Here is a 15,001-nt window from a genome sequence, read left to right on the forward strand (position 1 = left end):
TATAAAAAATTAACTATTTTTAAATGATTAAATAAATAATAATGTCCAAAATAAGGATAGCTATAGCAGATGATTACAGTATCTTTAGGGATGGCTTAAAAGTTGGATTTACCCGCGATAAAAACCTTGAGGTGATATTTGAAGTGTCAGACGGGTACGAACTGATGCAAAAACTCGAAGAAGTACAGCCCGATGTGATTTTGATGGATCTGAAAATGCCCGGAATGGATGGTATGGAAGCTATTAAGCTGATCAGGAAAAAATATACAGGTGATATCAAAATGCTGGTTGTTACGATGTACGACGATGTTAAATTCATCATTCACCTGATGGAAAGCGGAGCTAACGGCTATCTTTTAAAAAACACCGATCCAAAAGAAATCAGAAAGGCCATTTACTCGGTACATGAAAGCGGCTATTATTTTAACGATATTGTAACTAAGGCCCTGCTCAGGAAACTGACCATTAAAAGCCCCGCCAAACTCTCTCTCGACCAAACTATAGAATTTTCGGAACGCGAACTCGATGTGTTAAAACTGATTTGCAATGAGAAAACAGCCAGTGAAATCGGCACCGAACTTTTCTTAAGTCCACGGTCTGTAGAAGGCATCAGAATGCGTATAATCGAAAAAACAGGTGTGCGCAATACCGCCGGATTGGTAATGTTTGCCATTAAAAACGGCGTAATAGATTAAACTACGCCTCATTTCACCCTCCTTCCTTTTTCATATCCCTTTCTTAATGTAGCGGTAAGGTAAACTTCTATCTACACTACTAACTACGTAGAAATACTCAATTTTCTGATTGGGTATTAGCACGCTGGTATCAAAACCATCCCCTTCCGAACTTTACATTGTGCAAACGAAGCTTCAAAACCAACGCACATAAACAATTATTTATTTACCTCAAAAAGAAAACAAAATGGCAAAGTCAGGTTTATCCAAGGCAGAACTAGCAATCCTTGATGCATTAATCGCCGATTTACAAGGCGACAATGAAATTGTTGAAGCAAATTCAGCAGCTCCACTGTTTATTACAGCAATAACACGTACGGCTCTAAAAGCAGTAAAAGTAACTGTTAGAGCTACCCCGGTAGTTACCCAGGTAGTTGAAGCAGTAGGCGCAGCAAATGCGTTGAACGAAGCAGAGATCAGCGATCTTTCTAAAGAAGCCAACAATGGCTTATCGCTAGAGAAATTGATCGAACTACGCAAAAAATTCAATTAACTATTTAAGGAGGGCAGCTGGACTGTCCTCCTTTTTTCACCAATCTTTTTTTGAAAATGATGATGTTGAAATTAACACCTACGGCAATTTACGAGCTTGTAATAACCGTTTTCCTAGCCTCTTGGTTCTTAGCCACCATATTCTGCCAGTTTAAAGAAACCAGACTATCTTGGTTCATCAGGTATAAAATCGACCTCTTTAACCTGATTCCTTTGTGGACATTTTTTGCTCCTCACCCGGGCAAAAGAGACTATCACTTGCTTTTTAGGGATAAGATATCTGATGAAAATTATACCGAATGGCAGGAAATGGACATTACCGAAGAACGCACCTTTTGGTCCTGGTTATGGAACCCCGAAAAACGCGATAAAAAAATCCTATCAGATGTGGTGCAAAGCCTCGTTTCCAGTATCCCTTCCTACCGCGAAAGAACAGGCAACTTAAATTTACTCATGTTTTCTACACCCTATATCATTGTATTGCATGCCGTTAGCCATTATAAGCAACGTACAGCAGATTGCTACCGCCAGTTTATGCTGGCCGAATCGTCGGGCTATCAAAAAGAAACAGCCCCATCACTAATCCTATTATCTGTTTTTCATCAAATTTAGCCATGACTTTATTTAACAACACATCGCAAATTGTATTGATCATACTCAGCGTGGGTTTACTGATCTCTACCTTAGAATACCTTAAAAAAGTACAGATATTTTCTCCTAACGGGCTGCTATCCTGGAATGTGATGCAGCTAAAGTGGACCAAAGAAAACCAAAGACCTTTTCTTAAACCTTTCTTTAAACTGTTCAGTGTTCCTGGCCTGGCCATGTTGTTTTTCATCAGGTGCTTACTCATTACCGGACTTTTGTTTTTTCCCTTACAAAGTACAGTTGGGTGGATATTGATTAGTTTATTAGGACTGAGCTTACTCCTTGCCACGCTGGTTACCCATTATGGTAGTGATGGTTCTGACCAGATGAGTATGCTGATTATTATTACCCTCATTTTATGCAATATGCCGGCACTGGCCACTAGCAAATTAAGGGATATTGGGCTTTGGTTTATTGCGCTTCAGGCCTGCCTTTCATACGCTGTTGCAGGCATTGCCAAACTGGTTTCGGCTGAGTGGCGCTCGGGAACAGCGATTAAAGATGTATTCTCTACCAAAACCTATGGTTCGAAAAAGGCTACACTTTTCTTACAAAAATATCCGGCAGCCAATCTTTTCTTATGTTGGAATGTTATTATTATGGAAACTATATTTCCGCTATGCCTATTTTTACCCTGGCCCTTTGCGCTGATATTTCTGGTATGGGGATTTATTTTTCACTTTTTCACGGCAGTGATTATGGGACTAAACTCTTTCTTTTGGGCCTTTATGGCAACCTATCCGGCAATTTATTTTGTTAACCACCAAATTTCATGGCACCTGTTTTAAATACACCGAAAGATATTATCCTGTTTGATGGGGTATGCAATTTCTGTAATAGCTATATCAATTATGTTATTGCATACGATCATCGCAACAAGTTTCATTTTGCGCCTTTACAAAGCAATACTTCAGCCACGTTAAGCGAAATACATAAAACCGATTTTGAAAAGCTGAACAGCATTATTGTAGTCAGGGAAAACGGATTTCTTACCCAATCGAAAGCAGTACTCTATATTCTGAAAAACCTGAATGCATGGTGGTCGCCATTAGTCAATGTGGCCTATCTGATTCCGGACATTTCAAGGAACTGGCTGTACGAAGCCTTAGCTAAGAAACGTTATACCTTATTCGGACGAACAGAAAGCTGCATGCTCCCAACGGAGGAAGTTAGGAGCAGATTTTTAACTTAAAATAAAAAGTGGTGGTTAGCCTTCAATGGCTTTCCAAAGCATATCTTTTAGTTCAAGGATATTCTTTTCTGCTACAGAAGAAATAAAAATAGATGGTATTTTAGGTAAATCCTGTTTCATTTCTGTCATCAGTTCCTCATCCAGCATATCCGATTTGGTTATGGCCAGTACATGGGGCTTTTGCATTAATTCAGGGTTATACGATTCCAGCTCTCGTTTCAGAATTGCATATTCCTCTTTTATCGAACGACTGGTATCGGCCGGCACCATAAAAAGCAACACCGAATTACGTTCAATGTGACGTAAAAAACGGTAGCCTAGGCCTTTACCTTTCGAAGCACCTTCAATAATGCCCGGAATATCGGCCATTACAAATGATTTGCCTCCTCTATAACTTACAATGCCCAAATTGGGTACGATGGTAGTAAAAGGATAATCTGCTATTTCGGGCTTCGCTGCCGAAACTACTGAAAGTAAAGTAGATTTACCTGCATTTGGGAAGCCTACTAAACCAACATCGGCCAAAACTTTCAATTCCAGGATGTTCCAAAGCTCCTGGCCTTGCTCGCCCGGTTGTGCAAAACGCGGTGTTTGCTGTGTTGCACTTTTAAAGTGTGCGTTACCCAATCCTCCACGACCACCAGCCGTTAAAATTTTGGTTTCGCCGTCTTTAGTTATTTCAAAAAGTATCTCTCCTGTTTCTGCATCACGCGCAATAGTGCCAAGGGGTACTTCTAATATTTCGTCTTTGCCTTGTTTACCAAATTTATGCGAACTGCCACCAGCACCACCATCTTCGGCAATAATATGCTTGCGGTATTTAAGGTGTAACAATGTCCAGATATGGATACTTCCTTTAACGATAATGTGACCGCCACGGCCACCATCACCGCCATCAGGACCACCCATAGACGTTAAAATATCACGATGTAAATGTGCCGAACCTGCACCGCCTTTACCAGAACGGCAACAGATTTTTACATAATCTACGAAATTTGAACCCTGTGACATATTATTATTGTTGAAAGTTTTAATGTTTTAACGTTGCAATAACAGTTCCGTTAAAATTAAAGAGTTATAACGTTTTAACATTATAACTCTTCTTATGTTTTTTATACTGCAGCACCGGAAAAATAATCCGGCACTTTGATTTGCTTTGCAGCTATTTATTTTACTTCGATACCGCTGCTGAACTGATCGATCACCTCGCAAAGATTGCTGTAAATCGTTTCAATTTCACCAATACCATTCACCTTACTTAGCTTACCTTGTTCTTCATAGTAAGGCAAAACATGGATGGTTTTATCGAAATATTCTGAAATCCGTTTTTTTAGTTTTTCAGCGTCATCATCCGGCCTGCCGCTTACTTTGTGGCGCTCAGCTATACGCTTGGTCAATTCATCCTGATCAACATCTAAAGCAATAACACCTGCAATTTTGCTTCCTTTACGCTCTAAAAATAAATCAAGCTCTTTTGCTTGTGGAACAGTCCGTGGAAATCCGTCAAATACAAATCCTTTTGCATCAGGATTTTTATCCACCTCTTCTTCAAGCATGGCAATTGTAATTGCATCCGGAACCAATTCTCCATCTGCCAGCAACTGACTTACTTTTTTTCCTAATTCGGTTTCGCCTTTAACGTGTGCTCTAAAAAGATCGCCTGTTGAAACGTGTACCAACTGATATTTTGCAATCAGCTTTTCAGATTGGGTGCCTTTACCCGCCCCGGAGGGCCAAAGAGTACTAAATTAAGCATTCAGGTTGTTTAGGTTGTCTTCAAAATTAAAAAAAGCCTTATTCCTATGGCTCTATCAAAAATAACGTACAGCTTAGTTTAATAATCAATTAAATAATGATGTACATTCGAGGCTGCAAATATATAATTATTAATTTAGATGCCATTTATAATTGACAATTTATTTAAAAAAGAGCTGTTTTAATGACATTTCTCTTATTTCGCAAAGAATCTTGTGCCATATTTATATTTTACAGAATATTCTTTAGCGCTCAACCTCCATCTACCAAATAATCAGTTATACACTTAACTAAAAGTACGATTATAAACCTAGAAATCAGCATTTGCACAGCAACGAATCCATCATTTTTTTATTTTACCCCAGTTCGATTTCAATTGTTGCAGTAATTGTCACCTCATTGGCAGAAAATAGCTGTTATAACCGCCGTTGTTTAGTTTATTAGCTGCATACCTGGAGTTGTACCTCTGCATGGCGATAAAGATTTTGTTTTTTTAATAAGGCTGGATTTTGTTGATGTAACTGATCGACCCATTGCTTAAAATCACTGAACTTTTGGATATTTTCCATCAGTCTATTCATCACTGTTAGGAGATATATTCATTAAGGCGGTGGTACCATAACCACCCGAGCTAAGATAATAATCCTGGCATCTGCTTCAGTTCCACAGCAAGTTTTCCATGATTCTGCCAGAAAAAAAATGCCCACCGATTATCGATGGGCAAACTAATACTAAACAAAAAATGAGCGTTAATACTTTAGTTGAATCGTAATATTCCAGGTTCCAGGTTCGTAAATCGCAAAATCGAACCAATAATTAAAGTATTTTCCGATAGCACTGCTGTTGTTGTACATATCTATTCGTTCAGACCAGACCGGAATTCCATTACCCGTTGGTAAACCACCAATAACCGGTATAGGAACTCCAGGTGTTTCAATCTCCAAACGGTCAGAAAACTCTGTATACTTATCTATTTTCTGAAGACCTAAATTATGCCAATCCTTTAAGTTTGGATTTGCTGCTGTACCATAATCATAACCTAAAAGTGTTTTAGGGTCTATTGGGGTGCCATCCATCTTTAACGTTTTAACAATGAGCTTAGTAGGGCCAGTTGAAGCTGAAGTTTTTTCAATTTTAACATCAAGGCCACTTATTCCATCCACTCCCGAAAAGGCATAAGAATAAGGTCCCGCAGGTGTTGTATTTATTGTTAATGCATTCTTAATGACAAGCTCGCCACCACTATTTTTAACTTTTATATCAAAAATATAACGCCCCTGAGGAAAAATAGTAGCATCCTTTGCTTCGGCATAAATAATAATTTGACCATTGGTTGGATTAATATCTATTGCAGGCCTTTTAATAGGAACCCTGATCTTATTAATTTGATCCAACGAGGTCTCTAAACCAGTAGGTGTACCAGTCCAATAATAGGTATCCACTTTATAATTCATTAACTCGGTAAATTCTTTACCATTTTCATCATGAATAGAGAGGATACTAGCTTCTATTGGTTTAGTGGATTCATCTAAAGCTAAAGCTGCCGACATAATGATTCCCCGTCCGGTAACCACAGTTAAAGTTTTCGTAGTATATGCTATTGCCGGACTAATAAATCCAATCTTTTCGTCCTTCTTACATCCTATAAGTAGTGCTATTCCTATTACAAATAGCAAACAAGAACTCAAATAAATTCTTCTCATAATAATTTTCTATTAATTATCGTTAATTCTAAAATATTTCAGTTTTAACCCCCACCAAAATTCGCACCATCACCTAAAACATGTAAAATGGCATTTGCGGTCACTAAATTATGGGTTTGCATACCGGCTGTATAATTGATAGAATCTTTAAGTTTTATTTTTCGATGCTCATAAATCATATAATCTGCACTAGTTCTCACCGAACTACCTGGATTGGTAATACCACTAACACCGTAAATAATTAAACTATCTGTGTTATAGTCTTTATAAGCCTTATTCTTATCGGAAACAGCGCGGTCTAAAGAAACCTGATCATTCACTAGAATAAATCTCTTCAATAACATAGTTAAAGTGTCTACACCAATTTTACTCAATGGCCTGGGTGCCTGCTTATCGGAAGGTAAGAACCTACGTTGAAACCTCATCACTGCTGAATTCGGACACGCATAAAATGTAATATTAGATTGATTCACAAGTGCTTTCCCATTTGTCAGGTTGATGATTTTAACTAATGAATCGAACATATGATTTTGTCTGCTCGCCAAAAAATCATAGGTGGACATATTTTTTTCAAGATCTGATTGCCTTGATATTCCACCATCATTAAAATAATCTTTCTTTTGGCATGAAGCAATTGCGAAACATAAAATGCCAATAGCAATTATGAATTTCGTTTTTGATATATAATTTTTCATACTAATTTTAAATAAAATTTAACAATTACTGCCAGAAGGTATTTTGGGTGATTACATATCCACTTTGGGATATTATCGTCTGATTGATTGGCAGCAGCCATGCACCTTTCGTATACCAATCTGCCTGAGTTATCTTGGAATAAGCCGCAAGTTTTCTGGTTCTAACGTAGTCAAAAAATGTTTGTCCCTCGCCTAGCAACTCTTTTCTACGCTCAAGCAAAATGGTATCCTGAAGACTGCCTCCACTTGTATATTCCCTTGCCTTTGCTCTTGCCCTTACCTTATTTAACCAGATTATAGCATCTCCAGGTCTATTTACTTGTGTACTTGCTAAAGCCTCTGCCCTTAGCAACATAATATCGGCCAAGCGGGTAATGATAATGTTTGATTCATTGATATTTTGAGAGGAGGTATCACCTTGAACCTGTAAAGTTCTGTACTTGCCTAAGTAAGGACGGGAAGGATCAAAGTTTTTAACCGAATTAGTTAACCACGTAGATTTACGTCCATCTTTTGCATTAGCTGGAAACATTTGTGTTAACAATGCTGGAGGTGGGCATAGCAGAAACTTTTCTGTTCCGCCGCCGCCGTCAGACTGATCGGTGTACCATGGTCTTCCTAAAGTACGATTGTATACTTTATTTTTTTGCACTTCTTTTAATGTAGCATCAAAATTTAATTCAAAAATACCTTCTTGAGATTTTCCGATAAATATTTTTAACAATTGGGAGGTATCGGTAACAAGGCTATACTGTCCATTGTTAATAACACTATCGCAAAGTTTTTCTGCACCAGGATAATCTTGAACCCAAGCCAAAACATGGGCTTTTATTGCCCAAGCTGCACCTTTGGTTGCCCTCACTGCCCGATCTCCAACAGAATATGAGGGTGCCAGATTGGCAATTGCTACATCTAAATCCTTTTTTATCTGATCAAAAACCTGCGTCTGTGGCATCCTTGCAATATTATCAATATTCACCGCGCTAAGGTTAACTGGAACATCTCCCCAAAGGCGAGTAAGATAAAAATAGCTCAATCCTCTTAAAAAGCATGCCTCACCCAAACTCCGGCGTCTAGCAGTCTCATCATAATTTTGAATTGTAGGTATCTTCTCCAACACTAGATTACATTGTGCGATAACTCTATAAAATCCGCTCCAATCTCCACCACCATTATTTAATAGCGGTGCAATGGTATTGGTCGCAATTAAAGTTTCCGGCCTGGTGTTGCTAGACTGACTATAGCTTTCGAATGTATTTGCGCGCACATCACTAAATAAAAACACTTTATCTGGCACCACTACGCGTAAAAACGAATACGCAGCAGCAATAGCTTTATCCACATCGGCCGCGGTTTGAATTGCGTTATCAGCCGTAGGCACTTGCACCACATCGGGATTGAGTACTTTTTGACACGAAAAGAGAAGTAAACCGCATATTAAAAATAGGCTTGCTATTTTAGTTAATTTATTTTTTTTCATGAGATTAAAATTCAAAATTGAAACCTAAATTAAATTTCTTTGGCACAGGGTATCCATTACCAATATCGTAGCCAAAATTATCTACGTTTTCTGGGTCAACGCCAGAATACTTTGTTATAAGGAAAACGTTCTCCAATCCACCAAAAACACGTAATCTTCTAATTTTAGCTTTTTGCAAAAACTTAGGTGAAAAATCGTATCCAAATGTTACATTGCTCAACCTTACAAAGCTTCCATCCTCTAAAAACAACGAGGTATTGGTTTCATAATTACCAATAAAATCATAGCTTGAGAATAGATAATAACGCCAAGGGTTTAACACGGGGTATTTCGCATTGGTATGAGTTGGGGTCCATACATCTAAATTGGAAACATCTAGCAAATTGCGTTGCCCCCGGGATAATTTACATTATTACTGGCTGTCCAGCTTACCGACTGAATTCGATCTGCCAGCACTTTATTATATACTTTGTTCCCTATTGAGTAATTTAACAGGAAGCTAAATTGAAATGATGAGTTATTTTTTAGACGAAAAGAAATCGTATTTGAAAAACTTCCGGTAACCTTGGGATTAGGGTCTCCCATGTAAACCCGATCACTATTTCCAGACCCATCAATTCTGCCATCTCCATCTACATCAAGCAAATATATATCTCCTGCATGATAGGGATCCTGAGATGCAAAAGGACCTACTGGCCGCAATTTAGCACCTGTATAAGGATTAATTGGCACAGACGCCTCATCAGGAAAGACACCAAGATATTTCAATAGATAAAAACCATTTAATGGCTTACCAATTTGTAAATATGGCTGCCCAATGGCATAACCTGATCTGGAAATACTTCTTCCAAAATCTGGAAGTTTGGTTAATTGATTTTTATTTGTTGTGGCGATTAATGTCATGCTGTATTGCAACCTCTTCGCAGGTGCTGTCAAATAGCCTGTAATGCCAGCTTCAAAACCTGTATTCAATACCGCCCCGCTATTAACACTCTTTTGAGTATATCCACTTGTGCTATTTAAAGGAGTTGTAAACAAGAATCCGTCTTTTGCTTTATGATAATAATCAAAAGTTGCAGTTAACCTGCTATTAAAAAACTCCAAATCTAAACCTACACCGTAGTCTTTTGAGGTTTGCCAAGTTAAATCAGGAATTTGCAAACCATTTGCCCCTGAATAATTTGGTGCCAATATTGGCGATCCATTATAGGTTCCGAGAGCACCGCTACCCGCCCCGGTGTTATATGCACCTAAAGCCAAGTAGTTATCCTGATATTGCTGTCCTGCAGTTCCAATACTAGCTCTTAACTTACCGAAGTTAAACCAGCTACCCACATGATTTGCAAAGAAATTTTCTTTGGTAAAAACCCATGCTGCAGAGGCCGACAGAAAAGACCCCCACTGTTTATCTTTACCAAATTTGGATGAACCATCTCTCCTAATTACTCCCTGAAAAATATATTTCTTTTTAAAATCGTAAGAGAGCCTTGAGTAATAAGATAATAGTCCGTAAGTGATATTATTTGTCTGTAAAGTAATATCTGATTGGGAATAACCTTGAATAACTTGCTGAGCATCGTTTGGTCCATTCACCCCAGCACCAAAAATATTATCGTTAGTGTTTGTGTTAATTGTATTACCAACCAAGAAATCAAAGGTATGTGCATTTGCAAAAGTATGGTGTAATCTGATATTGGTTTCACTTAACAAATCCAGGGTTTCCTGCGAATAATATGAGGCTGATGCTTTACCGTTTAAATTTGCTGCCGAAGGGTTGAAATTTCTTGTACGATAGAACTGATAGCGAGCTGAACCTCTGGAAGATACATTAAGATAATCAGTTACATCGAAACTTCCTTCTAACTGCGCTGAGAGATTTCTGGTTAGATCAATATTCACACCTTTGTTGTAAGACTGTAAAAACGCATCATAGTAACCTGAATTAGGTCCAGGAGCAAATGAAGAAGAAAAGTTATTCCCAACTACTGCAGCATTGAATGTATCTCCACGACGCTGACCTGCATCCTGCTGATTAACATTTACCCTACCTGTAAAAGTTAGTTTTTTGGTTGGGTTGAAAATGCCTTGATATGTTAATGAATAACGTTTGTAACCAGAATTTAACACAACACCTTTTTCATTATAATAATCCGCACCTAAACGGTAACTGGCATTTTCGGTTGCGCCACTAATGCCAAGGTTAATGTTATACAATGTTGCATTTCTAAAATAGAGCTCTTGCCAGTTGGTAGAATTGTTGTAGAAGCTGTTTAAACTGTCTGTTAATTCAATTGGTGGGCTGGAAGTTCCACCACCTACTTTCGAACTTTGATAGGAATTAAATAAGTATAATTTAAAATTTCGCTCTGCTGCTCCGCCATACGTAGCTCTAAGCTGAGGCGGTGTGCTACCCCCAAATTGTGTGTTTAAAGTTACAACAGGCTTACCTGCCTTTCCACGTTTTGTGGTGATGATAATTACTCCATTTGCCCCCCTTGAACCATAGATTGCTGTTGCAGCCGCATCTTTTAATACATCTACGCTCTCAACATCAAACGGGTTTAACCCCCTAAAACACTTGAAATAGCTTGTCTGGGATTTGAAGGATTGAAAGAATCCTGATCTAATGGTACCCCATCAATAATAAATAAGGGTGTACTTACTACATTTGAATTCGCTGAACTAGAAAAATCTGACAATCCCCTTATAGAGATATTGCTTCGTCCACCCGGTTGACCGGAATTGTTTTGAACGATTAATCCTGGAGCAAGACCTTGCAGTAAGCTTTCGATAGAACCACTTGGTCTGTTTTGTAATTTTTCTCCATCAACGTGACTAATAGAACTTGGATTATTGTGCTTATCTTGTTTGCCATAACCAATAACAACCACATCAGTCAGATCTGATTCGTCCCCTTCCAGAACAATTTTTAAATTTTGTGACCCTTTTACAGATACTTCTTTTCTTTTATAGCCAATGTAAGTTAAAATCAGTACGTCACCGTCTTCAGCATCTATGCTGAATTCTCCATTTGAATCGCTAATTTTCGTTGTATTTTTGTCCTTTACTCTAACTGTTACCCCAGGTAAAGGTAAGCCCTTAATATCAACGACTCTTCCTTTGATAAGTTTGAACTGAATGCCACCCAATGGAGATTCCTCTTCACGTTTTCTTACAACTATGGTGTTCTGATTAACCACGAATGTTAGCGGCTGGCCCTCAAAGCACTTTTCCAGTACAGAAATTAAAGGTTCATTTGTTACAGTAAGTGAAACTGGCTTGGTTTGTTTTATTAGCCGCGGACTATATAAAAATGTATATCCACTTTGCTTTTTAATTTTAATTAAAAGCTGCTCTACTGAGGCATTTTTTTCAGCTAATGTGATATTTTGGGCAAATCCATTTGCACTGACCTGTAAAAATGCAGCAATCATTATCACAACGGTCAATTTTACGCGCATGATGATCTGTTTTTTATTATACAGCCGACTATTTTCATAGCGCGGCCAGCAATGAATATTTTTATTCATACTTTTGTTTAGTTTGGATTGATAATAAATGTTCTTAGAAAATTCATTTGGTTTAGGTCCAGACAAAATCGACCGCGGAGGTGGTTGCGACATCTCCCGGTTTTTTATCCAGATAACCTTTAAGTGGTGCGTTGTTATCTCTTCATATGATTTAGTTTAGTTTGTTGATTTGATTATTTATTTAGTTTTCATAGGAAGATATCAATTCGCAAATACGGTGAGCTTTCGCCCATCTAGTTTAAAATGCACCAGACCAGTTAATTCCAGTGTTTTAATAATTTCAGAAACATTTTTATAGCGTGTTACTGAACCCGCAAAATCTATATTACTAATGTTATTCTCATAAATCACTTCCAGATCATACCAACGCGCTATTTTACGCATTACCGTTTCGGCACTTTCATCATTAAAAACAAAAAAGCCGTCTTTCCAAGCTGCAACCTCATTCACATCGACATTTTTAACCTTTAAAGTATATTCATTAAACTGTGATTGCTGTCCGGGAAGTAAAACAACCGTTCTTTTATTAATTAATGAGCGAACCCTTACACTTCCCTCCAATAAGGAGGTCTTCGTAAGAGCTTCCTCTTCATAGCTATTGATATTAAAATGCGTACCCAGAACTTCAACAATCTGTCCTCTGGTTTGTACCCTAAATGGTTTCTCAGTATCCCTAGCCACCTCAAAATAACCTTCACCGATTAGTTCTACCCTTCTTTCACCACTATCAAAATTCACTGGGTATCTTAACGAAGATCCTGCATTTAGCCACACACTTGTTCCATCAGGAAGATTTACCCGATACTGCCCTCCTAAAGGCGTCTGTATAGTATTATACAGCCCGGGCTTATTCAGTTCGCTACTACCCACCATATTGTAAACCAACTGGCCATCCTGTTTCTTAATAATTTTAATCCCTTCTTGATTGGCAACAACCCCTCCAGTATGTACATCATTGAGGTTTACTTTTGTTCCATCACTAAGTATTAATATCGCCTTATTTCCCCCAGGTTTAATATCATTTAAAACCAGACTCCGCCTTACCTGCTTATCAAATGGCCTATTGCTACTGGTGTAATAGTAAAATAAACCTGCCGACAAAATCAAAAATAAAGAAGCAGCAATTGCCCATGCCATCTTAAAACTCTTCTTATAAGACTTTGGTTCTTTTATTGGAAATGGGATTACAGGCCTTTCAATATGATTTAAACCATCCTCGATTCTTGAAATTAATCCAGCATCTACAACTGAATGATCATTTCTTTGTTCCAGCATTTCCTCCCACCAATACAAAACTATAAGTAATTCAGATCTATCGGCGCGATCAAGCAACTCCGCTAAAGCATCTTGCTGTTGCTTTGTAAAGTTCCCTGATAAGCTTAACTCTAATAACTGCTTTACTTCCTCCAAATTCATGATTATAATCCGATTTAATAGTAAGACAGGAAGAGCTGGGGATTGGACACCCCTGGACAAAAAAATTAATGTAAAATTTTGGTAGTAATACAAACAGCAATAAATGCAGTGAGATCTGCATGAATTTTAAGGTACTCTTTTAAATATTTTGTAGCGGCATACAGTTGCTTTTTAACCATTGATTTGGAAATGTTCAATCTTGCCGCAATTTCATCCTGGGAAAGTTCTTCCCGAATACTCATTTCAAAGACATGTTTGCGCTTGGGTGGAAGTGCATTTATAGCGCGTTGAATAATTTCGTTATATTGAGCATAAATGAAATTGTCATCAGTATTATTTGCGACGAGATCGCGGTGATGAAAAATATAATCAATAGCTTTTTGTCTAACCTTGCTATGCTCGTGCACATTAACCAATTTGTTCCTGGCCATGGTGTACAAATAGCTATTGAAAGATTTTATTGTTGACAAATCTTCCTTCCTTTCCCATATTTTCATAAACATATCGTGAAGAATCTCTTCAGTATCCTCTTTTGAATAATGAACAAATGGGCAAACATATTGATACAATTTTGGAAGATAAAAAACATAGAGCTTTGTAAAAGCAATGCGACAGCCAAAAGAAGCTTCCTGCAGCAACAAATTTTCCCCTACCAGTGCGTTTACACCCTTGCCTTTCATTCTAAGCTTTATATTTTATTTGTTTACACAATCAAACATAATAATTTAATGTAACATTAATATAGCTGATCCCATAAAATATATTTATATCAGGATTGAATCAAGAATATTGGTTTCTTCTGAAAACGTGTTTGATAATAACTTGTAGAAATATGGGATACTACCTCCAAATGAGCGTATTCGTTTATCTTTTGGATATGGTCTAGGAAGCACAAAACATAAAGGAGAGTTCTTAAAAGACATATCTGCGATGGCCAACGGACAGGCAGATGAGGACAAATACATCATCATTGGCATCGCTGAGAGTGGCGGGACCGCCGAAAACTTTATTGCCATTGACGAACTAATCAGTGAAGCAGATTATCAGCAGTTTCTCAATAGCTACATCGAGCCAAACATCAATTTCAATATCGTTCGTTTTCGTACCAGAATCATCAGCTTACCTATTTCACGATATATGGTAACACGGAACGACCTTATCTCTTCAAAAAAGATTTTTTCATGGCTCAAAGTGAAAAATCATTCGGCTTTAGGACTGGTGATGGATACATTCGTCTGGGAAGCAGCACAAAAAAATGGAAAGGAAAGATTTCGAACGCATCTATAAATCTCGGCTTGATTCACCCGACAAGAAAGATTTCATAGCAATCGAAACCTATATTGGATAAACCAATTG

Annotated in this window: 15 protein-coding genes and 1 pseudogene; 6 read left to right on the forward strand and 10 right to left on the reverse strand. The window is 37.8% G+C overall.

Translation table 11 applies throughout. From position 1 onward, the window contains the following. Nucleotides 1-41: 41 nt before the first annotated feature. The 5 genes from G7074_RS04560 (at nucleotide 42) to G7074_RS04580 (ending at nucleotide 3,066) form a co-directional block, all read left to right on the forward strand. Entirely contained in the window at nucleotides 42-695 is a 654-nt protein-coding gene (locus tag G7074_RS04560) for a response regulator transcription factor (protein ID WP_199748279.1), read from the forward strand. Between the two features lie 226 nt (nucleotides 696-921). Further along, entirely contained in the window at nucleotides 922-1,227 is a 306-nt protein-coding gene (locus G7074_RS04565; protein ID WP_124558756.1) for a hypothetical protein, read from the forward strand. A gap of 56 nt (nucleotides 1,228-1,283) precedes the next feature. Further along, nucleotides 1,284-1,838 (forward strand): hypothetical protein, encoded by a 555-nt coding sequence (locus G7074_RS04570; protein ID WP_124558755.1) that lies wholly within the window; start codon nucleotides 1,284-1,286, stop codon nucleotides 1,836-1,838. 2 nt (nucleotides 1,839-1,840) lie between these two features. Further along, nucleotides 1,841-2,662: a hypothetical protein gene (locus tag G7074_RS04575; protein ID WP_124558754.1), complete on the forward strand. Its 822-nt coding sequence runs from the start codon at nucleotides 1,841-1,843 to the stop codon at nucleotides 2,660-2,662. Then, nucleotides 2,647-3,066, forward strand: coding sequence for a thiol-disulfide oxidoreductase DCC family protein (locus G7074_RS04580; RefSeq protein ID WP_124558753.1), 420 nt, complete (start codon nucleotides 2,647-2,649; stop codon nucleotides 3,064-3,066). Before G7074_RS04575 ends, G7074_RS04580 begins: the two co-directional genes overlap by 16 nt. Nucleotides 3,067-3,081: 15 nt before the next feature. Here G7074_RS04580 and obgE read toward each other — a convergent pair whose 3' ends face one another. The 10 genes and pseudogenes from obgE to G7074_RS04630 form a co-directional block, all read right to left on the reverse strand. After that, nucleotides 3,082-4,077 (reverse strand): GTPase ObgE, encoded by a 996-nt coding sequence (gene obgE, locus G7074_RS04585; RefSeq protein WP_124558752.1) that lies wholly within the window; start codon nucleotides 4,075-4,077, stop codon nucleotides 3,082-3,084. Between the two features lie 155 nt (nucleotides 4,078-4,232). Next, a pseudogene (locus G7074_RS04590) lies at nucleotides 4,233-4,822 on the reverse strand (adenylate kinase). 748 nt (nucleotides 4,823-5,570) lie between these two features. Continuing rightward, nucleotides 5,571-6,524: a DUF5007 domain-containing protein gene (locus tag G7074_RS04595; protein ID WP_124558750.1), complete on the reverse strand. Its 954-nt coding sequence runs from the start codon at nucleotides 6,522-6,524 to the stop codon at nucleotides 5,571-5,573. A gap of 44 nt (nucleotides 6,525-6,568) precedes the next feature. Next, nucleotides 6,569-7,219 (reverse strand): hypothetical protein, encoded by a 651-nt coding sequence (locus G7074_RS04600; protein WP_166207165.1) that lies wholly within the window; start codon nucleotides 7,217-7,219, stop codon nucleotides 6,569-6,571. A gap of 25 nt (nucleotides 7,220-7,244) precedes the next feature. Then, entirely contained in the window at nucleotides 7,245-8,699 is a 1,455-nt protein-coding gene (locus G7074_RS04605) for a RagB/SusD family nutrient uptake outer membrane protein (RefSeq protein ID WP_124558748.1), read from the reverse strand. Nucleotides 8,700-8,703: 4 nt separating this feature from the next. Next, nucleotides 8,704-9,021, reverse strand: a complete 318-nt coding sequence (locus G7074_RS04610) for a hypothetical protein (protein ID WP_166207168.1) — start codon at nucleotides 9,019-9,021, stop codon at nucleotides 8,704-8,706. A 53-nt stretch (nucleotides 9,022-9,074) separates the two neighbouring features. Next, nucleotides 9,075-11,327 carry a SusC/RagA family TonB-linked outer membrane protein gene (locus G7074_RS04615; RefSeq protein WP_166212328.1) on the reverse strand — a complete coding sequence of 751 codons (2,253 nt, stop codon included), beginning with the start codon at nucleotides 11,325-11,327 and terminating at the stop codon, nucleotides 9,075-9,077. Beyond that, nucleotides 11,261-12,229 (reverse strand): STN domain-containing protein, encoded by a 969-nt coding sequence (locus G7074_RS04620; RefSeq protein ID WP_166207171.1) that lies wholly within the window; start codon nucleotides 12,227-12,229, stop codon nucleotides 11,261-11,263. Before G7074_RS04620 ends, G7074_RS04615 begins: the two co-directional genes overlap by 67 nt. Nucleotides 12,230-12,430: 201 nt before the next feature. Further along, nucleotides 12,431-13,645: a FecR family protein gene (locus G7074_RS04625; protein WP_124558746.1), complete on the reverse strand. Its 1,215-nt coding sequence runs from the start codon at nucleotides 13,643-13,645 to the stop codon at nucleotides 12,431-12,433. A 65-nt stretch (nucleotides 13,646-13,710) separates the two neighbouring features. Beyond that, entirely contained in the window at nucleotides 13,711-14,325 is a 615-nt protein-coding gene (locus G7074_RS04630; RefSeq protein ID WP_124558745.1) for an RNA polymerase sigma-70 factor, read from the reverse strand. A gap of 250 nt (nucleotides 14,326-14,575) precedes the next feature. Between G7074_RS04630 and G7074_RS04635 the strand changes: the two genes are divergently transcribed. After that, a complete protein-coding gene (locus G7074_RS04635) occupies nucleotides 14,576-14,932 on the forward strand; it encodes a hypothetical protein (RefSeq protein ID WP_166207174.1) in 357 nt (118 codons plus the stop codon). Nucleotides 14,933-15,001: the final 69 nt, after the last annotated feature.

The sequence above is a fragment of the Pedobacter sp. HDW13 genome (genome assembly GCF_011303555.1).
GTDB lineage: Bacteria > Bacteroidota > Bacteroidia > Sphingobacteriales > Sphingobacteriaceae > Pedobacter.